Below are 24,373 nucleotides of genomic sequence, written 5' to 3' on the forward strand. Positions count from 1 at the left end.
CTTAAAATCGGGTGGTGCCAGCCTGAAGCAGGCCAGCCTTGTGCAATGTGGTCAGCAGATCGTCCTTGTCGAGCAGGGGTGACAGTGTGACCCCCTGCGGCAACTCCGGGCCGTAAATCTGGTTGAAGGGGACGGCCGCCGCACCCCGCTTACGCAGGAAGGCGGCGATGGCGTCGCTTGGTTTGCTCCAGTCGCCGCGCAGGGCCACCACATCGGGGGCCGAGAGGGCCTGTTGTACCTCATCGCGCAGCAACACGTTGTATTTATTGGCCTTGCAGGTAACGCACCAGTCGGCGGTGACATCGATAAAGACCCGCTTGTTCTGGGCCAGCGCATCTGTGATGGCGCGTTCAGAGAGCGGCTGCCAGACCACCTTGTCAACGCTGGCCGAGCCCTGCACGCTAAAGGCACCGCTCAGCAGCAGGGGGCTGCCAATCAGGGCGGTAAGGGCGATCGCCAGCGTGAAGCCGCGGATGCCGTAACGCCAGATGATGCCAGCCAGCAGTGCCAGCAGCATGGCAACCATCAGCCAGCCGGTGGCATAGCTGCCGAGATGGTTGTCGAGCAGGCTGGTGAGCCAGAGGCTGGAGCCCAGCATCATCAGGCCGAGCAGGATGCGCAGATGGTTCATCCAGCGCCCCGGTTTCGGCAGCCAGATGGCGAGTTTTGGCAGGGCCGCCACCAGTAGCCAGGGCAGGCTCATGCCAATCCCCAATGCCGTGAAGATGAGCCACAGCTGGCCGAGCGGCGCCGCCAGCGCAAAGGCCACCGCGGTACCGAGGAAGGGGGCCGAGCAGGGGGTCGCCAGCAGAGTGGCAAAACTCCCCTGCAGGAAGTGACCGCCGAGGCCGTTGCCGCCGCTGGTGGCGAGGCGGGTGCTGAGGGCGCTGGGTAGGCGGATCTCGAACAGCCCCAGCAGGTTGGCGCAAAACAGCAGGGTGACCAGCACCATCAAGCCGATAAAACCGGCGCTCTGGAACTGGATGCCCCAGCCGACGGCCCCTTGCGTGGCGCGTAGCAGGCTGCTCATGGCCGCCAGTACCCAGAAGGAGGCGATGATCCCGGCGCTGGCGGCGAGGAACTGCTTGCGCACCGCTCCCTGTTCACGCTCCTGATGTTGCAACACAGAGCCCAGCTTGAGCGCCAGCACCGGCAGCACGCAGGGCATCAGGTTGAGGATCAGGCCGCCGAGCAGCGCTGCCCCCAGCAGCCAGAACAGCGGATGGCTCTGGTTGGGCAGCGCGAGCGGCGCGCCGATCGTCCCCTTGCCCTGCCACGCCTGTTCGCCACTGGTAAGCAGCAGGCCGAGGGATTGGCCGCGCAGATCCGGCGCATCCCCCTGCCAGCCATCGCTCACCGGCACCCGGGCGATCAGGGTGTTGCCCTCGACCTCAAGCGCCGGTTTGCCAAACTCGGCCCCCTCCAGAGCGTCGATGAAGAGCGCTGGTGATTGCCAGCCCTCTGCCCGCTCGGCGCGCAGTTGCAGCTGGTTGTGCTGATAACCGAGCTCGACCCGGGCTTCGGCAGGCAGCGGTTGGGGCAGGTTGCTGATGGCCTTGGCCCAGCCGAAGTCGAAACCGGCTGGCGCTCGCCCATCCACCGCCAGGGTGAAGGGAAAGTCGGTCAGGATGCAGACATTGCTGCAGGTGGAGAGGCGTAGAGTTCCCTTGAGCGGTTGCCCTGCGGGATAGTTGAGGCTGAGGGGGAAGGTCACATCTCCCTGATAACCCTGGGTGCTGAGCCCGGCTACCTCGAAGTGGCGTGGCACCGGCCAGCGCCACTGAAAGTCACCGACCGGTTCGTCCCACAGGATCTGGGGAGCAATCCCCCCTTCTCCCGGACTGTGCCAGTAGGTCTTCCAGCCCGACTCCAGCTCCACATCGAGCAGGATGCGGGTCTGATCTGCCGTGCTGCGGTCGGCCTGCAGCCGTACCCGGGCGTGATCATTCTGTGGGCTGGTGAGCCAGCCCGTGTCGCTGGCCAATCCCATGGATTGCCACAGCAGACCGCCCAGTAGCAGGGCCGCCTTGAAGAGATTCGACATCTTTTTGGTCTCGCAAAAATTGAGTGACAGCTAACGAAAGAACGCTGCCGAACTCATTCCCGCCAGACGCAGAGGGTGAGGTGCAAACGCCGCTCGGGCGGCGAGATGACTCTGGGAGGGGGCAGTGGCGGTGTGTAGCGCCAAAGGGGGGCCAGCAGGGCGATCAGTTCGGCCACGGCAAAGAAGAGCTGTTCGACGCAGAGCAGGGTGGCGGCGCTCAGCCACTTGCCGTTGAGCTGGCAGCTGGTGGGCTGCGGGCTGGCCGGTTTGGCATCCTCTTGAGCCGTTGCCGAGCCTGGAACAGGCAGTGCCTGACAGCTGAGGGCGTGATCGAGCAGGGCAAGCCGGGCCAGCGGCTGGGCCGCACAATTGAGCACCAGCAGGCAGACCAGCAGCAGGAGATGTTTCGCTACCCGTTGTTGCAACATCATGTTCGCCCCGTCCATCAAGATGGGGCCATCCTAACGACCAATGGCGGGTGGGGCAAGTCGGCGGCGTATTGATGAGCAGCACTGTGGGTGGCGCGATGGGGAGGGTGGTCGGTTCTGTTTGGCGAACGCTTGTTCGCTAAAAGGGGGATCAGTATACTGCGCCGAGTTAAAACTCGAGGTGTTCGATGCTCAAAATTGCCCGTGTGCTGCTGCTTGGTCTGCTGCTCATTTTCTGGTTCCTGTTCGGCCTGCTGCTCTGTCTGGTTCGTCCGCGCCATCCCAACAACGTCTATGTCTTCGCCCGCATGTATCACGCGGTCTGCCCGCTGATCGGGCTGCGAGTCAAGGTGACGGTGGCCGACGAGGTCAAATCGGTCGGCCCGGCGGTCTATGTCTGCAACCACCAGAGCAACTTCGACATCTTCACCGTGACCGGTGCGGTGCAGCCTGGCGTGGTGGCCGTGGGCAAAAAGAGCCTGCTCTGGCTGCCGTTGTTCGGCCTTATCTTCTGGCTCTCCGGCAACGTGCTGATCGACCGCTCCAACCGCTCCCGTGCCATCGGCACCATAGGTCAGGTGGTGGATCGCATCAAGAACCGTGGCACCTCCATCTGGATGTTCCCGGAAGGGACCCGCTCCCAGGGACGTGGCCTGCTGCCGTTCAAGGCGGGCGCTTTCCACACTGCGGTACAGGCTGAAGTGCCCGTGGTGCCCATCGTCTGCTCCAGCTACTTCGGTCAGGTCGACCTCAATCGCTGGGACAACGGCGAAGTGCTGGTGGAAGTGATGGCGCCGGTCTGCAGCAAGGAGCATGGTGCCAGCGGCATTCGCGATCTCTCCGACACCTGCCGCGCCCGGATGGAGGCCAAGCTGGCCGAACTGGACAGCAAGCTGGGCCACAGCCACGCCGCCTGACGGATATCGCAGATGAATTGAAAAGGACTATCTCTACATCACTGATGGTTCAGTGCGGCTGCCCGGTGATCTCATCCTGGGGCTTGTGTTGCCACACAGCGCCGAGCAGCAGCTTGAGCAGCAGTCCGGGCGGGTTGTCCAGCAGCTTGCCGGACTCCAGCAGCAGCTGGCCATCGGCGCGAAATCCGAGGCTGGCATCTATGGTGCCATCCTCCGAGACCACCTGGATCAGGCCATTGAGGGCGGAGCGCTCACCGGGCTGACAGCGCAGCCGCAGTTCGCGGGGCTCCCCCAGCAGGGTGAAGGCGCGGCTCAGAGGGGGCGAGTCTTCATAATCGGGCCAGTTGAAGAAGTGATACTGCTCGGCCAGGGTGCCAGCCTGCTGGCAAAACTGGTCGAATAGCTGCCCGATCGCCTGATACTCCTGATCGAGTCGTCTTGCCTGCTCTTCAATCCGTTTCATTGTTTACTCCTTGTCTATCCACTTGATCAGACATTGCTTTTCTGACCCCGTGACTGCCGTTTTCCTGATATGAGGCCAAATGGCCGCGAGGTCTGTGAGCCTGATCGAAGTTTCAGTATGAAAACGTTATCTTGTTGAAGCTGGATGGTTTTTTGCCATTCCGCTCACATTTGAATCGATTACCGCTGATTAGAATTGTGCGCTGGAAATGGGAACTGATATTCATTGAGTCTGGGGATGGCTCGGCGCCCCTGGGTTGATTCCACCTCGCCAAGGGTGGGATAACTCCGAGAGAGTAAGCAAAGCGCGACTGCCGACCGGCAGGCGCGCTTTTTCTTTTACGGGGTGCCGTGAGAGGAAAAAGAAAAGCCGTCCCGGTTGGGGGACGGCTTTTGGCTGGGATGCCATTGGCTGGCTTAACGCTTGCGCAGCAGGCGCAGGGCGTTGGCGGTCACCAGCGCGGTGGCGCCGGTATCGGCCAGCACCGCAATCCACAGGCCGGTGATGCCGAGCAGACTGGTGACCAGAAAGATGGCCTTCAGCCCCAGCGCCAGCGCGATATTCTGGTGAATATTGGCCAGTGCCGCCCGCGACAGCCGGATCATCGCGGCAATACCGCTGAGCTGGTTGTGGGTCAGCGCCGCATCGGCGGTCTCCAGCGCCACATCGGTGCCGCCACCCATGGCGATGCCGATACTGGCCCGCTTCATGGCCGGGGCATCGTTGATGCCATCGCCGATCATGGCAACCTTCCGGGTGCTGGCCAGCTTGGCGATCTCTTCTACCTTGTTCTCCGGCAGCAGACCAGCACGCCAGCCCATGCCCAGCTCGGTGGCGATCGCCTCGGCGGCACGGGGGTTATCCCCGGTTAACATGATGCTGTTGAGCCCGAGTCGGTTGAGCTCTTGCAGCGCGGTGGCGGCTTCAGGCCGGATCTGATCCCGCAGCGCCAGCAGGGCGACCGGCAGCGCCTGGTCGCCGCTGCTCTGGCAGAGCACCACGACGGTCTTGCCCTGCCGCTCCAGCGAAGCAATCCGGGTCTGCTGTGCCACATTCAGGGTCGCCACCCGGCTCGGTGCCAGCAGTTGCCACAGTTCGCCGTTGATGCGCCCCTCAACGCCCATGCCCGGCAGGGCTCGCAGGTCGCGAGCCTCCGCCAGCGTCATCCCCTGTTCGGTCGCGTTGGCGACCACGGCGCGGGCCAGCGGGTGGTGGGAGCCCTGCTCGATGGCAGCCGCCAGTGCCAGCAACTCGGTCTCCGGTTGGCCATTGAGGCTCACCAGCTCGGTCAGTTGCGGCTTGCCCAGCGTCAGGGTGCCGGTCTTGTCAAACGCCACGGTATCGATATGGGCCAATCGTTCCAGCGCGGCCCCCCCTTTGATCAGCGCCCCCTGACGGGTGGCGGCGGCCAGTGCCGAGGTAACCGCTGCCGGGGTGGAGATGACCAGCGCGCAGGGGCAACCAATGAGCAGCAGTGCTAGGCCACGATAGATCCACTCATCCCAGCTCTGGCCAAAGGCGAGCGGTGGAATAATGACGACCAGCAGGGCGATCAGCATCATGGCCGGGGTGTACCAGCGGCTGAAGCGGTCGATAAAGCGCTCGATGGGTGCGCGCTGGCTCTCGGCCTCTTCAATGAGGTGCAGGATGCGGTCGATGGCGTTGTTGCCGGGCTCGGAGACGACTTCAAGACGCAGCACCCGATCCGCCGCCAGACTGCCGGCAGGCACCTTGTCACCCTGACGACGTTCCACTGGAATGGATTCACCGGTCAGGGCGCTTTCGTCAAACGCACCGAGTTCATCGAGCAGGCGGGCGTCGGCAGGTAGACGGGCACCCGGGGCGATTTCGATGATATCGCCGGGACGCAGCTCATCGGCACCGACTTCTTCCCGCACCTCTCCCTCGGCAGTGGTACGGATCCGCAGCGCCTTGTCGGGTACCAGCGCCATCAGAGCGGTCACCCCGGCTCGGGCGCGTCCGGCGGCGTAGGCCTCCAGATGTTCCCCCAGCATAAAGAGCAGCAGCACCATGGCCGCTTCGGCGGTTTCACCGAGGAACAGGGCGCCCAGCGCTGCCACCGTCATCAGGGTTTCGATGGCGAAGGGGGAGCCGCTTTTGGTCAGCGCCCACGCCTTGCGGGAGATGGGCCACAGACCCCAGAGGGTCGCCAGGGTAAAGAGTGGCTGACCGAGCTCTTTCGGCAGCAGGGCGGCGACCAACATCAGGCCGGCCAGTGACAGGGGCTGCCAATATTTGCCCAAAAAGTTACCGAATAGATTGCCTTGCAGGGGCTGTTGTGAAGCTTGCTTGCGGCCAGCTGCCTGCTTTTCAGCGCTTTCCCCTTTGAGCTGGAAACCGGCGGCCAGCACGGCGGCGGTGACGGGATCGGGGGAGAGGCCGGGGGCCAGATCCACTACCAGCTTCTCGGTGGCAAACAACACGCGCGCCTGTTGCACGCCGCTCACCCGGCTGACGGCGGTCTCGATCTTGCGGGCGCAGCTGGGGCAATCCATCCCCAACACCTGCCAGCTGTGGCGACTGTTACCTTGCTCCGGCGCAACCAGAGGGTCGGCAGGGGGCATATCGTGCTCATGCTCATGCTTATGATCGTGAGCTGGCGATAAGGGGGCGCTGCAGCACGCTTTATCGTGGCAACTTCCTCGGGGAGGCTCTTCATCCCCGGGGGATTCATTGCCGTCACGGGATGCGTGCTCATGAGGCGTCTGGGTTGAACAGCAACTGACGGGCGTGGTGTTGTCGCAGCAGTGGCTATCGTGGTGATGTTCACTCTGGCCGGAGGCCGCCTTGCTGACGGCCTTGATGGGGGCGGCGTGCTGATGATTGCAGCAGGATTTGCTCATGATGAGTCCCTCTTGATGGATCCCGCCCCTGCGAGATCCCTGATTACCGAGAAGGAGTCTAAACCTTGGTGTTAAGTCCAAGGTCAACCCCTTTATATCCCTTGTCTTCGCGGGTGTTTGTCTGGTCCCGCCGCCCCTATACTGATCACCCGGATTTTTACTACACCAATAAAGGACATAACACATGAGCAACTCAGTCACTCTGCAAGGCAACCCGGTTTCCGTCGCTGGTCACTTCCCGGTCGCCGGTGAGCAAGCCAAGCCCTTCTCTCTGGTGGCCAAGGATCTCTCCGACGTGACCCTGGCAAGCTTTGCCGGTCAGCGCAAAATCCTGAACATCTTCCCGAGCGTCGATACCCCGACCTGCGCGACCTCTGTGCGCAAGTTCAACGAGCAGGCCAGCGCGCTGGAGAACACTGTCGTGCTGTGCATCTCCGCCGATCTGCCGTTCGCCCAGTCCCGCTTCTGCGGCGCTGAAGGTCTGGACAAGGTAGTAACCCTCTCTACCCTGCGCGGTGCGGCCTTTATGGAAGATTATGGCGTTGCCTTCTCTTCCGGCCCGCTGGTCGGTCTGACCGCTCGCGCCATCGTGGTGCTGGATGGTAACAACAAGGTGCTGCACAGCGAGCTGGTCGCCGAAGTGGCCGACGAGCCGAACTACGCTGCGGCGCTGGCCGTGCTGTAAGGCTGCAAGCCATAAAAAAATCCCGCTTCGGCGGGATTTTTTTATGCGGGAATTGTCCGTTCAGGGCGTAGCGGGCAGGGTGGTTGCCGGTTCAGCCTTGGCGGGTGGGGAGGGTTGCCACTCCACATAGAGGCGGTGGATCTTCTCGTAAATCTCGGCCAGTTTGCCGGTGGCGGCCAGCTGATCGATGGCTTGCCGGAGAAATTCGTCCATCTCATCACCTGCAGCCCCTTTCTGGATGATGAAGACATCCTCGAAATCTCCGAAAAATTCTCGCCTGATATTGGTCAGCCCCAGCTGCTTGAGCATCAGGTCGGCCTCCTCTTGCGCCCAGACAAAGGCGTCGATACGGCCTCGATCAGCAGATCCCGTTTGGTGGGCACTATGCCGTAGGCCATATCCGTGGTGACCGGATAGGCGGTATTGCTGTAAATCACATGGGCTACCTTGCCAAAGCTGCGGGTACTGAAGCGATAAGCCAGCATATCGATATCCTTGAGGTTGCGGATGGCGGGCAGCCCCAGGTCAGCCTTGCCGGAGATCACCCCAGCCATGGCACGGGCGATGGGGTAGATGGTGATCTTGATGGTCACATCGGGGTAGAGGTCATCGATGGCGTGTACCAGGTCGACAAAGGGGCCTGTCTTGTCGGCATTGACCAGCCCCGGTAGCTCGCCAAGGTGGGCATTGAGGATGCGCCCCGGTTTCGGCGGCTCGGGGGTGGCGTCGTTTTCCGGATTCTGCGACAGGCCGAGGGTGGCGCTGCCGAGCAGGGTGACCACGAGCAGCAGAAGGGAGATGTGTCTGGTCATGGCGAGTCTCTCTTGGTGATGGGTCAGCTAAAGTGTAGTCAGCCGGTCGCCAGCCCCCTCGGCCAGGCCATCATGGATAGGGTTTTACTTCTCGGCCCCCGCTCACTAGACTTCGCCTCCCACTTCTTTGTTGACGTAGCGCCATGACCTTTAGCGAACTTGCCCTTCATCCCGCTCTGCTTGCCTCTTTGCCCGCCACCTTGCAGACGCCGACCCGCATCCAGCAGCTGGCCATTCCGGCGGCGCTGGCGGGGCAGGATCTGCTGGCGCTGGCCCAGACCGGCAGCGGCAAGACGCTGGCGTTTGGCTTGCCGCTGCTGCAACGGTTGGAGCCGGCCTCCAGCCAGGTGCAGGGTCTGGTGCTGGTGCCGACCCGCGAGCTGGCGATTCAGGTCACTGCCGCGATAAAAGAGGGTGCCGAGGCGCTGGGGCTGCGCATCGTGACGTTGTGTGGGGGCGTTGCGCAGGAGCGGCAACAGGCCGAACTGGTGCAGGGGCCACAGCTGCTGGTCGCCACGCCGGGGCGGCTGCGGGATCTGCTGACCCAGCAACTGCTGGGGCTGGATGGTTTGCAACTGCTGGTGCTGGATGAAGCGGATCGCTTGCTGGAGATGGGCTTTGCTCCCGACATCAAGGCGCTGCTCGGCTTTATTCCGGCGGATCGCCAAACCCTGCTCTTCTCCGCCACCTTGCCTGCCGAGCTGGAGGCGCTGGCCAACGGCCTGCTGCGCGAGCCTAACCGTATCGAGGCAAACCCCCTTAACAGCGTGGTGAACGAGATCGAAGAGCGGCTCTATTTGGTCAACAAGAGCAGCAAGGTCCCGGCGCTTATCAGCTTGCTAAAGGAGCAGGCGTGGCCGCAGGTGCTGGTCTTTATCAGTGCGCGGGATGATGCCGACGGTGTGGCCAGAAAGCTGGCCAAGGCAGGTATCGCTGTGGCTGCCCTCCATGGCGAAAAAGAACAGGCGGTGCGCGAGCAGGCGCTCAGCGATTTCAAAGAGGGCAAAATTCGGGTGCTGGTGGCCACCGACCTGATGGCGCGTGGCATCCATGTGGAGGCGCTGCCGGTGGTGATCAATCTGGACTTGCCCGCCAGCGCCCCTGTTTACGTACACCGCATCGGTCGTACCGCCCGGGCTGGCCGCGAAGGGTTGGCCATTTCGCTGGTCTGCCATGGCGAGAGTGACATGCTGCAAGCCATTCGCACCCTGACCTGCCGCGATCTGCCGTTGGGCGATCTGGCGGGATTCCCGGTCACCGACCAGCCTGCCAGCGGGGAGGGCAAGCGCCCCCCTCGTGACAAGCAGGCCAATCGCCGCACTCAGGCCAAACGCAGCGTCAAGCAGTTCAAGGGCAAGCGCTGACCTCAGGGTTTACCTTGTTCCCGCGCGAAGAAGTCACGACGCCACTGGCTCAATACCTCCTCCTTGTGCTGTTGCCACAGCGCAGGATCCATCTGCTGTTGGCTGATCGCCAGTTGCTGCTCCAGCTCGGCCAGCTCTCGCTGGTAGCGGCTGCGTTGATCGAGCTGCTGCTGACGTGCCCCGGCAAACGCCAGCGTGGCTTCGACTTTCTCTGCGGGCAGGAAGTGGCGGGCCAAGGTGGCCAGCTCCTCATCTCCCCAAAGCTGACGAGCTTGCTGCAGGCGGGCATCCGGGTTGAACAGCTCGCCTGCCAGATCTGGATGATCCGCTGCCCACCGGTCCTGCAAGCGGCTGAGGGCGTCCAGCCGCTCGGCCAGCGGCAACTGCTCGCTCTCTTGCGCCAACTGATCCAGCGCCAGGACATAGCGCCCCTGTAGCCGGATCAGGCTCTCCCCCTCGCTCAGCCACCCGGCCTCTGTTGCCTCCAGATTGCTCACGCGCTGCGCCAGCGGCAACTCGCTGTCGCTGATCTCGCTGGCAAGCTGGGTGATCAGTTCATCCGGCATCGCCTGCCAGCTGCTGGGCACTTCTTTGCTTTTGCCATCCATCCCCTCAGCGTTTGGCATGTGGGGAGGCGGGCTCCCCGGTTCTGCTGGCAACTGTGGATTGGCCAGAGAGGGCGTCGCCGACCGTCCTGGCGATATCGGGGACTGCTCTTCCTGCCAGCCCAGATTCACCAGCAAAAGGGTCAGGATAGCCAGCGCCAGTATCCCGTAACGGCGAGTCATCGGCTGATCTCTCCCTTGACCGGGAAGTGGTCTGAGAGGTTGCTGGCGGGCCAGAGGCGGCCATCGCTGCTGCGCGGGATCCAGACCGTGTTGAGGTTGTGGCTGGCGCTGCCGTATTCCCAGCTCACTACCAGGTAGTCCAGATACTCGACGTTGGCGCCACCGGAGAGCGGGCCACCGGCATAGGGGTTGATCCTGGGATCGAAGGTGGCTTCGGTATAGCCGCCATAGGCGGGTTCATGGGCGTTCAGATTGGCCAGCATATTGGCGTAGTCATCGGCAAACTTGCGTTTGTTGACGTTGAAGTCGCCGCCGTAGATGACGGTGTCCGTGGCAGGGATCTTGAGGCTGGCTGCCAGAGAGCGGATCTGACCGAACTGGATCTGGCGCAGCTTGCGCGCCTCATCGGTGTCGAAGCTGGCGGTGTGGGTGGCGAACAGGTGCCACGCCTTGCCCCCCTTGATCACCTCGGCGTACATCACCCCCTTGTCGGCGAAGCAGTCGGTGCCGGTGCATTGGGGATAGACCAGCTGGGCCTCCCGCACTATGGGATAGCGGCTGACGATCACCACGCCGCCGTCATGAATGTTGACCCCGGGCTTGTCGAGTACTTTGGTCTGGTAGGGGTACTCTTTCGCCAGCGCCTGTAAAAAGCCCTCGCGGCGGCCATCGAATACCTCTTGTAGCAGCAGGGCGTCATAACCCTTGAGATAATCAGGCAGCAAGGTCAACCGCTCGCCGATGCTGGAGGCGATCACAGGCAGCGCCCAGACGTTGTAGCTGGCCACCTTGAGCCTGTGTTCTGCCGGTTCCGGCTGCTCCCGTTTTTGGGGGGGCGTGATCATATAGTGCAGATCGTCGTAGCGGCCGGTGAACTTGGCGGCAAATGCCAGCTCTTGTGGCCCTGCAACGCGATGGATCGCCCGATCGTTTTGCCAACCGGATACGCCGGTTGGCGTTTCGCCACCGTGCTGCAAGGTGGTGTTCCACCAGGTTCCCTCCATCAGCTGGTTGAGCCGATAGACGTCGCCACCCGCTGTGGTCACGCGGGTTTCGAACAGATAGCTCTTGCCCGCCTTGACCCCCTCATAGCGATTGAAGCTGAGCACCATGGCACTCTCCCATGGGCCCAGCTCGGTGCGGTGCTGGCTCCACTGACTGCCGGGTTGCAGCTGGCCGCTGCCGCTTTGGCGGATGTCGATCTGGAGCGGTTCAGGACTGTTGTTGGTGAGGTAGACATCGGTATCGGCCAGTGCCAGTTGCGGGAACTGGCTGACCAGCAGCAGGGCGGCATAACTGAGGGTTTTCTGCATCACAGGATCCTTTTGGTTGCAGGGCAATGGAAAGTGACTGTTATGGCGAATGCAGAGGTCAGTTTGTTTACATTTTGGTTACAAGTAAATAAATTGGTTTTGTTTGGAGCTTTGTGGAGGTGTAAAGCGAGCGAGGCAGCACGCTTAAAGAGAGAGGGAAGAGCGAGGGAAGGCGCCCGTGTCAGGCGCCTTCAGGAGTTAGCGGTGGGCCAGCGGGTAGGTGAAGAGCGCCAGATGGGCGAAGTTGAAGGCGAAGTGGATCAGGATGGCCATGGAGAGTCGCCCGCTGAGCTGGAATGCCAGGCCATAGCAGCAGCCTGCCAGGGTCGCAAACAGCGCCAGCAGTGGGCCACCGGGCAGGTGGATGGCTCCGAACAGTAGCGCGGCCACGACGATGCCAATCCAGGGGCGGTAACGCTCGGTCAGCCCCTGCTGGATCGCGCCGCGAAACAGCGCCTCTTCCGCCACGCAGGTGAACAGCAGATTGTTGAGTGCAAACAGCCACCACCAGTGGGGCAGACCCACTTCCGGTTTCAGTGCTCCCAACTGCCAGGCGATGACCAGCAGGGCTCCCAGCGGCAGCAGTAACAGGGCCAGCGGGCGCCAGCGGATTGTGCCCCCCTTGCCCAGTAGCATCGGGCAGGCCAGCAGCAAGCCAAAGAGCAGCAGCGGTTTGTCGAGGTTCAGATACATGTTGAACGGCACGCTGGCGGGGCCTGCCAGTGCCTGATCCAGCACCTTGAGATTGTTGAAGCCGGGGATCAGGTGCAGGGTCAGCGCAATCGCCCAGAGGATCAGCACCACTCTGGCCGCCATCGCCCAGCGGGCGGGGAGGGTTGGCGTACGCCACGCAAGCAGTAATCCTGCGACCGAGACCAGCAGGGCGGGTAGCGTCATTCGGTCAAGCCACTGTGCCAGCAGCAGGGAGAGTCCCAGCAGGGCAAAGGCGGGAAGACGTTGGCGGAAGAGGGCAAGCAGCACGGCCAGCGCCAGCGCGCCCCAGATAAATGAGTCGGGAAGGGGTAACATTGGATCTCCTTGATCGAGGCAGGCGGCAACCTTAACAAGAGGGCGTCAGCAGGACAACCGCGCAGGAGGTGGTCGGATCCCTTCTCTATACTCATCAACAGGGTAAAGGGAGAGCAGCTGATGAAGCACTGTCTGTGGTTGTTGTGTTGTTGGTGTGTCTGGCTGCAGGCCGCACCCTTGCTGCTGGTGACCGGTGAGTTCACCCCTTATACCGGCAAGGCACTGCCTGAAGGCGGCGAGAGCACCCGGCTGGTGACGACCCTGCTGCAAGAGGCCGGGTATCGAGAGCTCCAGGTCGACTACCTGCCTTGGCCCCGCGGCTATCAGTTGACCCGCAATGGGTTGGTCGCGGCCACCTTCCCCTACGCCTGGACTGCCGAGCGGGCCAAGCTCTTCCACTACAGCGCTCCCATTCATATAGATCGCCTCTCCTGGTTCACCTATAGGGGGAGCGAGGCTATTCAGGCTGGCCGCTGGCAAGGGTTGCGTGTCTGTATTCCGCTGGGGTGGAGTACCAGCCATGCCGACGGGGTGATCAAGCGTTTCGGGCTGGATCTGCAGCGCCCCAAGACCCTGGCACAGTGTCTGCAATTGCTGGATCGCAAACGGATCGATCTGCTGCCGATGAACGAGACGGTGACCCGGGATGCCAGCCGTCAGCTGTTTGGCGACCCCTGCCATCTGCAGGCATTGCCCCACTTTCGTCAGAGCGACACCTTTTACCTGATCATTTCACGGCAGTACCCGGAGGCCGCCAGCCTGCTTGAGCGCTTCAATCATGCCCTGGCTGCCGCCCGTGCCGATGGTCGCTATGACCAACTGATCTCCCGAGCCGGAAAGGGGATCGATTGCCGTTGAGAGTGCCTAGGCGGAAAACAAAAAGCCGGAGCAGTGGCTCCGGCTTTCTATTTGCCTTCAGGGACGCTTAGCGGCCTGATTCGGCAATCACGCGGGCGATGATATCGGCGCGCTTGCCAGCTTCCAGTTCGCCCAGGGCGATCAGGCCAGCCTTGAAGATGACGTTCTTCGGCAGGCTGACGTCGTCCAGCGTGGCGATCGCTTCAACGTGCATGCCGTTCAGACGGCTGGCATCGCGCGGGCTCAGGTTGACCTGAGTGTTCATCACCTGCTTGCCTTTCTTCTTGGCAGGTGCAGCCGCTTTCTTGGTGGATTCCTGTTCTTCATCTTCCGGCAGTTCGTCATCAAAATCGTAAATAGACATAGTCAATCCTGTTGAGTTAGGCAAAAGGGCACGTTTGCCCGACATTGGGTCAATCAGCCCATATCCTCGTTACGGATAAAGGCGCGCCAGGAGGTGAGCACCTGGGCAAAATCTTCCAGCCCGCACATGGCTAGCTGTTCATCATCGTAGTAGGCGAGATCGTCAAGATCCTCACCCAGCTCGATATTGAGGGCGTTGGCTTTCACCTCCGCCTCTTCATGGGTCAGCAGCAGGGAGTAGTCACCGCCGTTGAGCCGGTATTCGACTCGGGTGCGGTTGGAGAGCTGATCAATGATGGAGAAGAGCTCGTCGAGCTTCTCTTCATCCTTGCCAACCTCGTCGATCAGCCACTGACCGATGGCTTCATGGCCCATGGAGAACCGGGCGCGATAGCCACCAAACGGGTCGCGGCGAAATTCATAATCCATAGCACAGTCCAGATCGGAGGGATGGGCCATCACGGGCAGGCGGGTGCAAGCACGCAATTCCTGCTCCATGGCGGGGCGCACATCGGGTAAAGTGGCCTATTCTAGCGATCCCCCTCTCGCTTGTCTTGATGATGTGGCATCTTTGCGCCCATGTGCTCTGAATCGCCCCATGGTGGCGCCGCCAGATCAGCCCCTTGTCCGGAGATGTTATGCAGCTAAACGATAACCTTGCCCGCCAGATCGTCGCACGGGCGATGAAGATCCTGTCGTTCTCGGTCAACGTGATGGACGAACATGGTCTCATCATTGCGTCCGGCAATCCGGAACGGATCCATCAGCGCCACGAAGGGGCCGTGCTGGCGCTGACCGAAAACCGGGTGGTGGAGATAAGCGAAGCGACTGCCCTGCAGCTCAAAGGGGTGCGCCCCGGCATCAATCTGCCCATCTCCTATCAGGGGGAGCTGATCGGGGTGATCGGTATCTCCGGCGATCCGGAGGAAGTGCGTGCTTACGCCGAGCTGGTGCGAATGACCGCCGAACTGATCCTGGAGCAGGCGGCGCTCACCGAGCAGTTGCAGTGGGACAAGCGCCACAAGGAGGAGCTGGTGTTACAGCTCATTCGTGGTGAGGGACGAGTCGATCAATTGCAGCAGGCGGCCCGTTTTCTCGGGCTGGAGTTGGCCCAGCCTCGGGTGGTGGCCGTGCTGGCGCTGGAGGAGGCCGATCCAGCGCGTCTGCGGGAGCTGGTCCATCAGCTGGAAAATCCGGAGCGGGACAATCTGGTTGCCATCAACGGGCTCGACGAGATAGTGGTGCTCAAACCGGCGCAGTTGAGTGAGGGGGTCTGGCAATCGGCGCAGGAGCGCAGCCGGATCAAGCAGTTGCTGGCGCGTATTCCCCACTTCAAGGTGCATATCGCGGTGGGCGATTACTTCGCCGGGATCGACGGGCTGGCGCGCTCTTACCAGACGGCGCGAGATACCCTGCGCCGTGGCATGCGGCAGGCACCGCGCAAGCAGGTCTACTTCTTTGAGGACTACCGTTTGCCGGTGCTGCTGGGCAGTCTGGCGGACTCTTGGCAGGCGGATCAGCTGCGCACACCGCTGCAGAAACTGGCCCGGGAAGATGGCAAGGGGGCGCTGCAGAAGACCCTGCGCCACTATTTCTTGCAGGATTGTGATCTGCATCGCTGTGCCGAAGCCCTGTTCATTCACCCCAATACCCTGCGCTATCGGCTGGGGCGAATAGAGCAGATAACTGGGTTGAATTTCAACAAGTTAGACGACAAATTTTTGCTCTATCTCGGCCTTAACCTCGACTTGTGATTGTAAATTTAGACAAAAAAAACACTTTTCCATGACGCAATTTTTGGCTATTAAGCCAAAGCATTCTGATTGCAGATCTCCATAATGACGGCCATTCACTCCCATTGAAGGTGTCCGTCATGATCCCGGTTACAGCCCTTGGCGCCATCGCGGCGCTCTCCATCGCCATCATCCTCATTTTGAAGAAGGTGCCGCCCGCTTACGGCATGATCGTGGGGGCTTTGGCCGGTGGCCTGATTGGCGGTGCCGATCTGACCCAGACCGTCGCTCTGATGATCGGCGGTGCCCAGGGGATCACCACTGCGGTGATGCGGATCCTGGCGGCCGGTGTACTGGCGGGCGTACTGATCGAATCGGGTGCAGCCACCACTATCGCCGAGACCATCGTCAAAAAGCTCGGTGAAACCCGCGCCCTGCTGGCGCTGGCGCTGGCGACTCTGATCCTGACTGCGGTTGGCGTATTCGTGGATGTGGCCGTCATCACGGTGGCGCCCATTGCGCTGGCCATCGCCCGCCGTGCCGACCTCTCCAAGGCGGCCATCCTGCTGGCGATGATCGGTGGCGGCAAGGCGGGTAACGTCATGTCCCCCAACCCTAACGCCATTGCCGCGGCTGATGCCTTCCATCTGCCCCTCACCTCTGTGATGGCGGCGGGCATCATCCCGGGTCTATTCGGTCTGGTGATGGCCTACTGGCTGGCCAAGAGGTTGAACAACAAGGGCAGCAAGGTTGCTGCTGATGAAGTGGTGAGCTTTGCCGGTGCCAAGTTGCCGGGCTTTGCCGCCGCCATCAGTGCACCACTGGTCGCCATCCTGCTGCTGGCCCTGCGGCCGGTCGCCGGTATCGTGGTGGATCCGCTGATTGCACTGCCCCTCGGTGGTCTGGTCGGAGCCCTGATGATGGGTAAATTCAGCAAGGTGAACCAGTTTGCAGTCTCCGGCCTCGCCCGCATGGCGCCGGTCGCCATCATGCTGCTGGGTACCGGTACCCTTGCAGGCATCATCGCCAACTCCGGCCTGAAAGATGTGCTGATCAGCGGCCTGACCGCCTCCGGTCTGCCTTCTTACCTGCTGGCGCCTATCTCCGGTGCTTTGATGTCGCTGGCGACCGCCTCGACCACCGCCGGTACCGTGGTGGCCTCCAACGTATTCAGCTCCACCCTGATTGAACTGGGGATCAGCAGTTTGGCCGGAGCGGCGATGATCCATGCCGGTGCCACCGTGTTTGACCACATGCCCCACGGCTCTTTCTTCCATGCCACCGGTGGCAGCGTCCACATGGGGGTGGGTGAGCGCCTGAAACTTATCCCTTACGAAACTGCAGTCGGTCTGACCATTGCCACTGTCTCCACCCTGATGTTTGGCGTGTTTGGCCTCGCCTAAGGAATTGATATGAAAATTGTTATTGCCCCCGATTCATTCAAGGAGAGTCTGAGCGCCATGGCGGTGGCTGATGCCATCGAGGCCGGTTTCAAGCAGGTGCTGCCGAACGCCACCTACGTCAAATTGCCGATGGCCGATGGCGGCGAAGGCACGGTGCAATCGCTGGTGGATGCCACCGGTGGCCGCATCCTCCCAGTCGAAGTGACCGCGCCTCTTGGCAACAAGGTGCAGGGCTTCGTCGGCCTGCTGGGTGATGGCGAGCGCGCCGTCATCGAGATGGCCGCCGCCTCCGGCATCCATCTGGTGGCGCCCGAGCAGCGCAATCCGCTGCTCACCTCCAGCTTCGGCACCGGCGAGCTGATCCTGGCCGCGCTGGAGATGGGGGTGAAGCACCTGATCCTCGGTATCGGTGGCAGCGCCACCAATGACGGCGGTGCCGGTATGATCCAGGCGCTCGGTGGCAAGTTGCTCAAAGCCGATGGCTCTGCCATCGAGCTGGGTGGCGCGGGTCTCTGTGAGCTCGCAACCATCGATCTGAGCGGTCTGGATCCGCGTCTGAGCGATCTGGTTATCGAGGTAGCGTGCGATGTGAACAACCCGCTCTGCGGCCCGAAAGGCGCCTCCGCGGTGTTTGGCCCGCAAAAGGGGGCGACCCCCGAGATGGTGGTGCAACTCGATGCCAACCTCTCCCGTTATGCCGACTGCATCGAGCAGGCCCTTGGCAAGCAGGTGAAGGATATTCCGGGGGCGGGTGCCGCCGGTGGCATGGGGGCCGCACTGGTCGGTCTGCTCGGTGCCGAGCTCAAGCCCGGTATCCAGATCGTCATCGAAGCGCTGAAACTGGCCGAGGAAGTGGCCGATGCGGATCTGGTCATCACCGGCGAAGGGCGCATCGACAGCCAGACCATCCATGGCAAGACGCCAATCGGTGTCGCACGTTGCGCCAAGCGGTTCGGCAAGCCGGTGATCGGTATCTCCGGTTGCCTGACCGACGATTGCGGTGTGGTACATGATCACGGGCTGGACGCGGTATTCGCCGTGGTCAACCGCGCCATGTCTCTGCCGGAGGCGCTGGAGAGCGCGAGCACCAACATTCAACTCACCGCGCGCAACGTAGCGGCGCTCTATCAGCTCAAGGGCTGATCCGGTTCGGCCGATGGGCGCTATCGGCCACTCAATATCCCCGTTTGGGGCATCTCCCATCCCGCGAGATGTCTGACTGCCCTGGCACTTATTTGCCGATCCATCGTGATCGGCTCTTTTCTTTCTGCTCCTTTGTCTTGCCACACTTTTGACTCCATGAGGCAGCGCGGTTTTGATAGGCGCACATCTCCCTTTACGGCATAGTGGTCGTACCAAGTACAAGGAGAGACTCATGTTCCTGCTGACCCTGGGGGTTGCGCTGTTTACCCTGATCCATCTCTACCCCTGTTTTGCAGTTGCCAATCGGGCGCGACTGCGCGAGCGGCTGGGTGAGAATCGCTACAAGGGACTCTTCTCATTGCTGGTGTTTGTCGCCATCGCCTGCATTATTGCCGGTTGGCGCTCGGCCAGCTCGCTGCCGCTCTACTTCCTGCCGGAGTGGGGGCCGATGACCATGACGGTGATGATGCCCTTTGCGCTGATCCTGTTCTTCTCCGGCCAGGGGTCCAACCATCTGCGCCGCTGGCTGGTGCATCCCCAACTGCTCGGTACCCTGCTCTGGGCGGTGGCCCATCTGCTGGTCAACAGCGAGGCGCGATCTTTGGTGCTGTTTGGCGGCATTGGGCTGTGGGCGCTGGTGAGCATGGTCTGGATTTCGGTGCGGGACTGGCAGAAATATCCGCGCCCCGAGGCCAACTGGACTGGCACCGGCATCAGCGTCGGGGCGGGCCTGGCTGCCACTGCGCTGCTGGTGTTCTGGGGCCACGGCTGGCTGACCGGCATTCCATTGCATTGAGAGTGAACTGCGGCTCTGGTAACCGCGTATGATGGACAAAACAAAAAAGGAGTCTTGGCGATGAAATGGTTCACTCTGTTGCTGTTATTGGGAGCCGGCGCGGCCTCTGCGGCGTGCCCAGATTATTTCAATGTGGAGATGCGGGAACTCAACAATGCCCAGCGCCACAACCTCTGTCAGCTGACCGAGGGCAAGGTGGTGCTGGTGGTCAATACCGCCTCCTACTGCGGCTACAGCGGCCAGTTCCGCGATCTGGAGCAGCTCTACCAAAGCTACAAGGATAAGGGGCTGATTATTCTGGGTTTCCCCTCCAACGATTTCTGGCAGGAGGCGGGCAACGAGACCAAGACCGCCGAGGTATGCCGCCGCGACTATGGCGTCACCTTCCCGATGTTCAATCGGGTAGCGGTGCGGGGCTCCGATGCAGTGCCACTGTTCAAGGGGCTGGCGGCGGCCGCTGATGGGGATGAGCCGAACTGGAACTTCCACAAGTATCTGGTGGGGCGCGATGGCAAGTTGATCGCCAGCTACGGTGCCAACCAGAATCCGGCTGACGACCCCCTCAAACTGCAGATCACCCGGGCGCTGGGGCTCTGACCCTACCCCTTGGCGGGCGGCTCTGGAATAATGGGCTCCCGCCACTCAATCCGGTTATCCTGTGCTGCAACGTCTTCCTCAAATGGTGATCTTCGATGCGCTGGTGCGCGAGCAGGGGATCTCTGCCGCCGCCCGTCGTCTCGGGGTCTCCAAATCTCATATCAGCAAGCAGCTGGCGCTGCTGGAGACCACCCTCGGTGCCCAGCTGGTGCAGCGCACCACCCGCCGTTTCGTCCTGACCGAGCTGGGTCAGGAGTATGCCCGTCACTGCCATGCGCTGGTGGCGGTGGCGCAGGAGGCGGACTCCATGATCGCCGAGCGGCGCGGCAAGGTGAGCGGCGTGCTCCATCTCGGTGTGGGCCAATCCTTCGGCCGCTTGCACGTCATTCCTCATCTCAAGGCGTTTCAGGATCGCTATCCCGAGCTGGAGCTGGAAGTCTCGCTGTTCGACCACAGAACCAATCTGGTGGATGAGGGGCTGGATCTCTGGCTCACCACCTATGAGGACAAGCCGGAAGGGCTGGTGGGACAGCGGCTGGCCGACATTGGCTTCGTGGTGGCGGCTTCGCCGGATTACCTGCTGAGCCACGGCACGCCGCTTCATCCCAAGGATCTGGCCCAGCACAACTGCATCACTTACCAGAGTCGGGAGCGGCGCTATCACCAGTGGTCGTTTCGCCAGGGCAAGGAGCGCCAGACGGTGCAGGTGGCGGGCAACTATCGGGTGGATATGGCGGAGGCGGTGCGGGATGCGGCACTGGCCGGGCTCGGCATCGCCTATATCGCCAACTACTTGCTGGACAAGGAGTTACAGAGCGGCAAGCTGATCCCGGTGTTGCCAGGGTGGCGACCGAACCAGCAGATGGCGGTACACGCCGTTTATGCCCGGCGCGAACATCTGGATCCCAAGATCCGTCTCTTCATCGATTTCCTCAAGGCCCGCTTTGGCCCCGACCCCTATTGGGAGCAGCGACTGGCCCCCTGGCTCGGGGGTAAATTGTCCGGCGGTGAGGAATGATTGTTTCCATTTAAGAACTCTCGATTTCTCCTGATACTAAAACCGAACCAAATCAGCCAGTTGGCGCAACCGATATCGTGCAAACGTTTTTTCTAACAGGGTTGTAACCAAGCGGACTTGCAGTGACGTGGGGAGAGGCGCAGAATCCGCGCCCATCTTTTGCCCCACCTGATGGAGTCCCTATGATTGCCCTGCTCGGCATCCTGAGTATCCTGGCGCTTGCCGTCATCTGCTCTGATAATCGTCGTCGTATCCCGTTGCGAACAGTTGGCCTTGCCCTCTGTCTGCAAGTCATGTTTGCCGGTCTGGTGCTTTGGCTGCCTGCCGGTCAGCACGTGCTGAACGGGGTCAGCGAGAGCGTAAGCAGCGTGATCGGTTATGGTCAGGAGGGGATCGCCTTCCTGTTCGGCGATCTGGCCAAGTTCAAGCTGGGCTTCATCTTTGCCTTCAACGTGTTGCCGGTCATCATCTTCTTCTCCGCGGTGATCGCCATCCTCTACCACATCGGTATCATGCCGCGGGTGATCGCCCTGCTGGGGGGTGGCTTGCAGAAGCTGCTGGGCACCGGCCGTGCCGAGAGCCTCTCCGCGACCGCCAACATCTTCGTCGGCATGGTAGAAGCGCCGCTGGTGGTCAAACCCTACCTTTCCAAGATGTCTGATTCCCAGTTCTTCGCCGTGATGAGCTGTGGTCTCGCCTCCGTCGCCGGTGGCACTCTGGTGGGTTATGCCAGCCTCGGGGTTGAGCTGAAATACCTGATCGCTGCCGCCTTCATGTCGGCCCCTGCCGGTCTGGCGATGGCCAAAATCTTGGTGCCGCCGGGAGCTGAAGAGGTCGATCACCATCAGGATGTTGAGATCCCCCGCGCCACTAACGTGATTGAAGCGGCGGCCGATGGCGCCATGTCCGGCCTCAATATCGCGGTGGCGGTCGGTGCCACCCTGCTGGCTTTCGTTGGCGTGATCGCCATGCTCAATGGCCTGCTCGGCTGGGCTGGTGGTCTGGTGGGGCTGGATCTGAGCTTCCAGATCATTCTGGGCTGGCTGTTTGCCCCCGTCTCCTGGCTGATCGGTGTGCCCTGGGATCAGGCGCAAGCCGCTGGAGCCCTGATCGGTACCAAGATCGTGGTCAACGAGTTCGTCGCCTTTATCGGTCTGGTGCAGGATCAGACCCTGAGCGAGTCGAGCAAGGCCATCGTGACCTTCGCCCTGTGTGGTTTTGCCAACATCTCCTCCATGGCGATCCTGATCGGCGGTCTGGGCTCCATGGTGCCGGAGCGCAAATCCTTCATCGCCCGTTACGGCATGCGCGCCATTCTCTCCGGCGTGCTGGCGAACCTGATGAGCGCCTGTCTGGCCGGTCTGTTCCTCGCCCTGTAACAGTCGCGGTACGGAATAGATGTAACAAGGGCGCCCTGATGGCGCCCTTGTCATATGGATAAAATGAAGCACCGGCCTTGGTCGTGGCTTCATTTTGGTACTTAGTCGACGTAGAAGGTCTGCTGGAAGCTGAGGTTCTGTTGCTGCCCACCGCCCATGATCTTCAGGGTGAACTGATAGGTATCTTCGTTGCGGTAGGGTAGGGTCGCCAGATAGTAGATGGCATCGCCCTCTTTTACCTCCTGAAAGTTCAGGGTGCGGATGGTGCCGGTCAGGTTCTTGGCCTCACCGGTGATCCCCACGGCTTGCGCCACTTTCTGCTTGTCCTGTACCGCGATATTGATGATGGCGTTGTAGCGGCTGCGCTCCAGTCCATACGCCTTGGCGACCTCGGGGGTGAGGAAGCTGGAGTTGAAGGCGTTGTAGTGCACCAGCCATGGCCCTAGCTCCTTCATCTGTTCTGCCTTGAGCGGCAGGGTCATCAGCAGTGCCAGCAGGCCACTCATCCAGGCTGTTTTCATCTGTCATCCCTCTCATATCTACGGTTGGCGCAGGCCGATTCATTCAGCCTTGCGTGTCATTCAGCAGTGTACTCACTTCTTGCGGCAACTGTTTGGGGCTGTCGATGGCGACGGTTTTGTGTCGCCCCAGCTCGCCCCGCACTATGGTTACCTGGCCCTTGGCCACCTTGAACTGCTTGGCCAGAAACTTGATCAGATGGCTGTTGGCCTGGCCATCGACGGGCGGCGCCGTGATGGCCACTTTCAGCTCTTCACCATGCAATCCGATGATCTGATCCCGACTCGCCTTGGGCTGGATCACCAGATGCAGTACCAGTTCATCCCCTTGTTGCAGGACGGCTGGCATCAAATCATCCACCACAGCTGGCCGAACAGGTCACCCAGCAGGTAGTTGATGGCTTGCAGGCCGATAAAGGCGACCAGCACCGAGAGATCCAGCCCGCCCAGTGCCGGCAGTACGCGGCGGATAGGAGCGAGGAACGGCTCGGTCAGCTGATGCATCACGTATTCGATGGGGTTGCGGCCCTGGCTGACCCAGCTCAGGATGGCGCGGATCAGCAGTACCCAGAAGATCATCGAGCCCGCTTTCTTCAGCACGGTCAGCGCGGCAAACAGGCTGATGCTGAGCCAGTCCGCCAGCAGTACGTTCATGCTCTTGAGCAGGGCCAGCTTGAGGAAGGCGACAGCCAGCGCCAGCACCACGGAGGCGAGATCGATGCCGCCCAAGCCCGGGATAACGCGGCGCAGCGGGATCACCAGCGGATTGGTCAGCTTGACCACCATCTGGCTCATCGGGTTGTAGAAGTCGGCACGGGCCCACTGCAGCCAGACGCGCAGCAGGATCACCATCAGGTAGAGATCGAAAACGGTGTTAATCAGAAAGTAAGCTGTGTTCATCTGGGCTCCTGTTAGAAGAGGGTTTCCATTTCGGTGGCGCGAGCAACGGCCGCCTGCATGGCTTGCGCAGTCAGCGGCATCAGCCCCTGCTGCTGGAATGTCTTGATGGCTTCGGCTGTGGTGCCGCCCTTGCTGGTCACCTGCTCACGCAGGGTCTGCAGCGCCAGCTCCGGGTTTTGCTCCACCATGGCGGCTGCGCCCAGCGCGGTCTGCTGCACCAGTAGGCGTGCTTGCTCGGGCGAGAAACCCATCGCCTCCGCCTCTTCGGCGATCGCCTGCATAAAGAGGAAGAAGTAGGCCGGAGCACTGCCCGCTGCGGCGATGACGCCGTTGATGCCAGACTCCTGCTCCACCCAGAGGGTCTTGCCGACCGCCTGCATCATCTGCTCGGCAAAGTCGCGATCACTGGCTCCAATATGTACGGGCGCGTAGAGACCGGTCATGCCCAGACCCAGCAGGGCAGGGGTATTGGGCATGGTGCGTATGATGCGGTCATGGCCACCGGCCATCTCGCCAAGGCGCGCCACCTTGATGCCAGCCGCGATGGAGATGAGCAGCTTGCCCTCAAGGGATCCCAGCTCTTCAACCAGTGCTGCCAGCATGCTGGCCATCAGCTGCGGTTTGACCGCCAGCACGATCACCTCGGCGTCGCGGGCCGCCTCGGCATTACTCTGGGTGATGCGAATGCCATGTTCCCTGGCCAGCGCCTCCAGCTTGGGCAGACTGGGGTTGGCAGCAGTGATCTGCCCGGCGGGATAACCCGCCTTGACAAGTCCGGCGATGATGCTGCGGCTCATGTTGCCCGCGCCGATAAAGGCCAGCGTTCTATGCTGCATCAGATGCTCCTGTAGCACATGGGGTCGCGGCGGGGTTGGCGCTGCCTGCACCACCTGACGCCAGAATTCGGTGTTCCATCAAACGCTCCTGTTGATGAAGTCGCGGCAAGAGGCGGACGTAT

Annotated in this window: 24 protein-coding genes and 1 pseudogene; 11 read left to right on the plus strand and 14 right to left on the minus strand. The window is 61.7% G+C overall.

Going from position 1 to position 24,373, the window contains the following annotated elements:
* Window position 1 precedes the first annotated feature (1 nt).
* Together ACTG1K_RS05545 and ACTG1K_RS05550 are read right to left on the minus strand one after the other, a co-directional pair.
* Window positions 2–2,044, minus strand: coding sequence for a protein-disulfide reductase DsbD family protein (locus ACTG1K_RS05545; protein WP_440004924.1), 2,043 nt, complete (start codon window positions 2,042–2,044; stop codon window positions 2–4).
* Between the two features lie 53 nt (window positions 2,045–2,097).
* Window positions 2,098–2,475, minus strand: a complete 378-nt coding sequence (locus ACTG1K_RS05550) for a hypothetical protein (protein WP_440004925.1) — start codon at window positions 2,473–2,475, stop codon at window positions 2,098–2,100.
* 185 nt (window positions 2,476–2,660) lie between these two features.
* On the opposite strand from ACTG1K_RS05550, the gene ACTG1K_RS05555 reads away from it, so the two are divergent.
* Window positions 2,661–3,389: a 1-acylglycerol-3-phosphate O-acyltransferase gene (locus ACTG1K_RS05555; protein WP_019446682.1), complete on the plus strand. Its 729-nt coding sequence runs from the start codon at window positions 2,661–2,663 to the stop codon at window positions 3,387–3,389.
* A gap of 49 nt (window positions 3,390–3,438) precedes the next feature.
* On the opposite strand, the gene ACTG1K_RS05560 is transcribed toward ACTG1K_RS05555, so the two are convergent.
* Entirely contained in the window at window positions 3,439–3,852 is a 414-nt protein-coding gene (locus ACTG1K_RS05560) for a hypothetical protein (protein WP_005348835.1), read from the minus strand.
* Between the two features lie 416 nt (window positions 3,853–4,268).
* Entirely contained in the window at window positions 4,269–6,716 is a 2,448-nt protein-coding gene (locus tag ACTG1K_RS05565) for a zinc/cadmium/mercury/lead-transporting ATPase (protein WP_440004926.1), read from the minus strand.
* Window positions 6,717–6,900: 184 nt separating this feature from the next.
* Here ACTG1K_RS05565 and tpx point away from each other — a divergent pair, with 184 nt between their 5' ends.
* A complete protein-coding gene (tpx, locus tag ACTG1K_RS05570) occupies window positions 6,901–7,401 on the plus strand; it encodes a thiol peroxidase (protein ID WP_440004927.1) in 501 nt (166 codons plus the stop codon).
* A 60-nt stretch (window positions 7,402–7,461) separates the two neighbouring features.
* On the opposite strand, the pseudogene ACTG1K_RS05575 reads toward tpx, so the two are convergent.
* Window positions 7,462–8,213, minus strand: a pseudogene (locus tag ACTG1K_RS05575) (ABC transporter substrate-binding protein).
* Window positions 8,214–8,356: 143 nt separating this feature from the next.
* On the opposite strand from ACTG1K_RS05575, the gene ACTG1K_RS05580 reads away from it, so the two are divergent.
* Window positions 8,357–9,577, plus strand: a complete 1,221-nt coding sequence (locus ACTG1K_RS05580; protein ID WP_121463551.1) for a DEAD/DEAH box helicase — start codon at window positions 8,357–8,359, stop codon at window positions 9,575–9,577.
* A 2-nt stretch (window positions 9,578–9,579) separates the two neighbouring features.
* Here ACTG1K_RS05580 and ACTG1K_RS05585 read toward each other — a convergent pair whose 3' ends face one another.
* From ACTG1K_RS05585 to ACTG1K_RS05595, 3 genes are all read right to left on the minus strand, one after another.
* A complete protein-coding gene (locus ACTG1K_RS05585; RefSeq protein WP_440004928.1) occupies window positions 9,580–10,365 on the minus strand; it encodes a hypothetical protein in 786 nt (261 codons plus the stop codon).
* A complete protein-coding gene (locus ACTG1K_RS05590) occupies window positions 10,362–11,678 on the minus strand; it encodes a sphingomyelin phosphodiesterase (RefSeq protein WP_440004929.1) in 1,317 nt (438 codons plus the stop codon). Before ACTG1K_RS05590 ends, ACTG1K_RS05585 begins: the two co-directional genes overlap by 4 nt.
* Before the next feature lie 198 nt (window positions 11,679–11,876).
* The gene (locus tag ACTG1K_RS05595; protein WP_440004930.1) at window positions 11,877–12,707 is read right to left on the minus strand and encodes a lysostaphin resistance A-like protein; all 831 of its coding nucleotides are present in this window, start codon (window positions 12,705–12,707) and stop codon (window positions 11,877–11,879) included.
* 120 nt (window positions 12,708–12,827) lie between these two features.
* On the opposite strand from ACTG1K_RS05595, the gene ACTG1K_RS05600 reads away from it, so the two are divergent.
* Window positions 12,828–13,565: a substrate-binding periplasmic protein gene (locus ACTG1K_RS05600; RefSeq protein WP_128834935.1), complete on the plus strand. Its 738-nt coding sequence runs from the start codon at window positions 12,828–12,830 to the stop codon at window positions 13,563–13,565.
* 67 nt (window positions 13,566–13,632) lie between these two features.
* On the opposite strand, the gene ACTG1K_RS05605 is transcribed toward ACTG1K_RS05600, so the two are convergent.
* Both ACTG1K_RS05605 and ACTG1K_RS05610 read right to left on the minus strand, forming a co-directional pair.
* Complete coding sequence (locus ACTG1K_RS05605) at window positions 13,633–13,929, minus strand: hypothetical protein (protein WP_005348860.1); 297 nt, start codon at window positions 13,927–13,929, stop codon at window positions 13,633–13,635.
* 53 nt (window positions 13,930–13,982) lie between these two features.
* Window positions 13,983–14,357, minus strand: a complete 375-nt coding sequence (locus ACTG1K_RS05610) for a YacL family protein (RefSeq protein ID WP_026034971.1) — start codon at window positions 14,355–14,357, stop codon at window positions 13,983–13,985.
* A 209-nt stretch (window positions 14,358–14,566) separates the two neighbouring features.
* On the opposite strand from ACTG1K_RS05610, the gene ACTG1K_RS05615 reads away from it, so the two are divergent.
* The 7 genes from ACTG1K_RS05615 (at window position 14,567) to ACTG1K_RS05645 (ending at window position 21,997) form a co-directional block, all read left to right on the plus strand.
* Complete coding sequence (locus ACTG1K_RS05615; protein ID WP_139442973.1) at window positions 14,567–15,682, plus strand: sugar diacid recognition domain-containing protein; 1,116 nt, start codon at window positions 14,567–14,569, stop codon at window positions 15,680–15,682.
* Window positions 15,683–15,801: 119 nt separating this feature from the next.
* Entirely contained in the window at window positions 15,802–17,064 is a 1,263-nt protein-coding gene (locus tag ACTG1K_RS05620) for a GntP family permease (protein ID WP_005340326.1), read from the plus strand.
* A gap of 9 nt (window positions 17,065–17,073) precedes the next feature.
* Complete coding sequence (locus tag ACTG1K_RS05625) at window positions 17,074–18,207, plus strand: glycerate kinase (RefSeq protein ID WP_440004931.1); 1,134 nt, start codon at window positions 17,074–17,076, stop codon at window positions 18,205–18,207.
* Window positions 18,208–18,439: 232 nt separating this feature from the next.
* Complete coding sequence (locus tag ACTG1K_RS05630) at window positions 18,440–19,003, plus strand: NnrU family protein (protein WP_440004932.1); 564 nt, start codon at window positions 18,440–18,442, stop codon at window positions 19,001–19,003.
* Window positions 19,004–19,063: 60 nt separating this feature from the next.
* On the plus strand, window positions 19,064–19,600 hold the full coding sequence (locus ACTG1K_RS05635) for a glutathione peroxidase (protein WP_124930252.1): 537 nt from the start codon (window positions 19,064–19,066) through the stop codon (window positions 19,598–19,600).
* Window positions 19,601–19,682: 82 nt separating this feature from the next.
* Window positions 19,683–20,618 carry a LysR family transcriptional regulator gene (locus ACTG1K_RS05640; RefSeq protein ID WP_162517440.1) on the plus strand — a complete coding sequence of 312 codons (936 nt, stop codon included), beginning with the start codon at window positions 19,683–19,685 and terminating at the stop codon, window positions 20,616–20,618.
* A 182-nt stretch (window positions 20,619–20,800) separates the two neighbouring features.
* Window positions 20,801–21,997: a NupC/NupG family nucleoside CNT transporter gene (locus ACTG1K_RS05645; protein WP_005357935.1), complete on the plus strand. Its 1,197-nt coding sequence runs from the start codon at window positions 20,801–20,803 to the stop codon at window positions 21,995–21,997.
* Between the two features lie 101 nt (window positions 21,998–22,098).
* On the opposite strand, the gene ACTG1K_RS05650 is transcribed toward ACTG1K_RS05645, so the two are convergent.
* The 4 genes from ACTG1K_RS05650 to proC are packed head-to-tail and all read right to left on the minus strand — an operon-like array spanning window position 22,099 to window position 24,251.
* On the minus strand, window positions 22,099–22,518 hold the full coding sequence (locus tag ACTG1K_RS05650; RefSeq protein ID WP_005340339.1) for a DUF4426 domain-containing protein: 420 nt from the start codon (window positions 22,516–22,518) through the stop codon (window positions 22,099–22,101).
* 43 nt (window positions 22,519–22,561) lie between these two features.
* On the minus strand, window positions 22,562–22,864 hold the full coding sequence (yggU, locus tag ACTG1K_RS05655; RefSeq protein ID WP_201958626.1) for a DUF167 family protein YggU: 303 nt from the start codon (window positions 22,862–22,864) through the stop codon (window positions 22,562–22,564).
* The gene (locus tag ACTG1K_RS05660; protein ID WP_115521283.1) at window positions 22,864–23,415 is read right to left on the minus strand and encodes a YggT family protein; all 552 of its coding nucleotides are present in this window, start codon (window positions 23,413–23,415) and stop codon (window positions 22,864–22,866) included. Before ACTG1K_RS05660 ends, yggU begins: the two co-directional genes overlap by 1 nt.
* Before the next feature lie 11 nt (window positions 23,416–23,426).
* Window positions 23,427–24,251 (minus strand): pyrroline-5-carboxylate reductase, encoded by an 825-nt coding sequence (gene proC / locus ACTG1K_RS05665; protein WP_440004933.1) that lies wholly within the window; start codon window positions 24,249–24,251, stop codon window positions 23,427–23,429.
* Window positions 24,252–24,373 lie beyond the last annotated feature (122 nt).

The sequence above is a fragment of the Aeromonas sp. 102P genome, assembly GCF_051920345.1.
GTDB lineage: Bacteria > Pseudomonadota > Gammaproteobacteria > Enterobacterales > Aeromonadaceae > Aeromonas > Aeromonas veronii.

What these genes read in the sequence shown, in the direction of transcription:
- ACTG1K_RS05545 (WP_440004924.1), bottom strand. Translation starts at nt 2,044, where the DNA reads ATGTCGAATCTCTTCAAGGCGGCCCTGCTACTGGGCGGTCTGCTGTGG.
- ACTG1K_RS05550 (WP_440004925.1), bottom strand. Translation starts at nt 2,475, where the DNA reads ATGATGTTGCAACAACGGGTAGCGAAACATCTCCTGCTGCTGGTCTGC.
- ACTG1K_RS05555 (WP_019446682.1), top strand. Translation starts at nt 2,661, where the DNA reads ATGCTCAAAATTGCCCGTGTGCTGCTGCTTGGTCTGCTGCTCATTTTC.
- ACTG1K_RS05560 (WP_005348835.1), bottom strand. Translation starts at nt 3,852, where the DNA reads ATGAAACGGATTGAAGAGCAGGCAAGACGACTCGATCAGGAGTATCAG.
- ACTG1K_RS05565 (WP_440004926.1), bottom strand. Translation starts at nt 6,716, where the DNA reads ATGAGCAAATCCTGCTGCAATCATCAGCACGCCGCCCCCATCAAGGCC.
- tpx (WP_440004927.1), top strand. Translation starts at nt 6,901, where the DNA reads ATGAGCAACTCAGTCACTCTGCAAGGCAACCCGGTTTCCGTCGCTGGT.
- ACTG1K_RS05580 (WP_121463551.1), top strand. Translation starts at nt 8,357, where the DNA reads ATGACCTTTAGCGAACTTGCCCTTCATCCCGCTCTGCTTGCCTCTTTG.
- ACTG1K_RS05585 (WP_440004928.1), bottom strand. Translation starts at nt 10,365, where the DNA reads ATGACTCGCCGTTACGGGATACTGGCGCTGGCTATCCTGACCCTTTTG.
- ACTG1K_RS05590 (WP_440004929.1), bottom strand. Translation starts at nt 11,678, where the DNA reads ATGCAGAAAACCCTCAGTTATGCCGCCCTGCTGCTGGTCAGCCAGTTC.
- ACTG1K_RS05595 (WP_440004930.1), bottom strand. Translation starts at nt 12,707, where the DNA reads ATGTTACCCCTTCCCGACTCATTTATCTGGGGCGCGCTGGCGCTGGCC.
- ACTG1K_RS05600 (WP_128834935.1), top strand. Translation starts at nt 12,828, where the DNA reads ATGAAGCACTGTCTGTGGTTGTTGTGTTGTTGGTGTGTCTGGCTGCAG.
- ACTG1K_RS05605 (WP_005348860.1), bottom strand. Translation starts at nt 13,929, where the DNA reads ATGTCTATTTACGATTTTGATGACGAACTGCCGGAAGATGAAGAACAG.
- ACTG1K_RS05610 (WP_026034971.1), bottom strand. Translation starts at nt 14,357, where the DNA reads ATGGATTATGAATTTCGCCGCGACCCGTTTGGTGGCTATCGCGCCCGG.
- ACTG1K_RS05615 (WP_139442973.1), top strand. Translation starts at nt 14,567, where the DNA reads ATGCAGCTAAACGATAACCTTGCCCGCCAGATCGTCGCACGGGCGATG.
- ACTG1K_RS05620 (WP_005340326.1), top strand. Translation starts at nt 15,802, where the DNA reads ATGATCCCGGTTACAGCCCTTGGCGCCATCGCGGCGCTCTCCATCGCC.
- ACTG1K_RS05625 (WP_440004931.1), top strand. Translation starts at nt 17,074, where the DNA reads ATGAAAATTGTTATTGCCCCCGATTCATTCAAGGAGAGTCTGAGCGCC.
- ACTG1K_RS05630 (WP_440004932.1), top strand. Translation starts at nt 18,440, where the DNA reads ATGTTCCTGCTGACCCTGGGGGTTGCGCTGTTTACCCTGATCCATCTC.
- ACTG1K_RS05635 (WP_124930252.1), top strand. Translation starts at nt 19,064, where the DNA reads ATGAAATGGTTCACTCTGTTGCTGTTATTGGGAGCCGGCGCGGCCTCT.
- ACTG1K_RS05640 (WP_162517440.1), top strand. Translation starts at nt 19,683, where the DNA reads ATGGTGATCTTCGATGCGCTGGTGCGCGAGCAGGGGATCTCTGCCGCC.
- ACTG1K_RS05645 (WP_005357935.1), top strand. Translation starts at nt 20,801, where the DNA reads ATGATTGCCCTGCTCGGCATCCTGAGTATCCTGGCGCTTGCCGTCATC.
- ACTG1K_RS05650 (WP_005340339.1), bottom strand. Translation starts at nt 22,518, where the DNA reads ATGAAAACAGCCTGGATGAGTGGCCTGCTGGCACTGCTGATGACCCTG.
- yggU (WP_201958626.1), bottom strand. Translation starts at nt 22,864, where the DNA reads ATGCCAGCCGTCCTGCAACAAGGGGATGAACTGGTACTGCATCTGGTG.
- ACTG1K_RS05660 (WP_115521283.1), bottom strand. Translation starts at nt 23,415, where the DNA reads ATGAACACAGCTTACTTTCTGATTAACACCGTTTTCGATCTCTACCTG.
- proC (WP_440004933.1), bottom strand. Translation starts at nt 24,251, where the DNA reads ATGCAGCATAGAACGCTGGCCTTTATCGGCGCGGGCAACATGAGCCGC.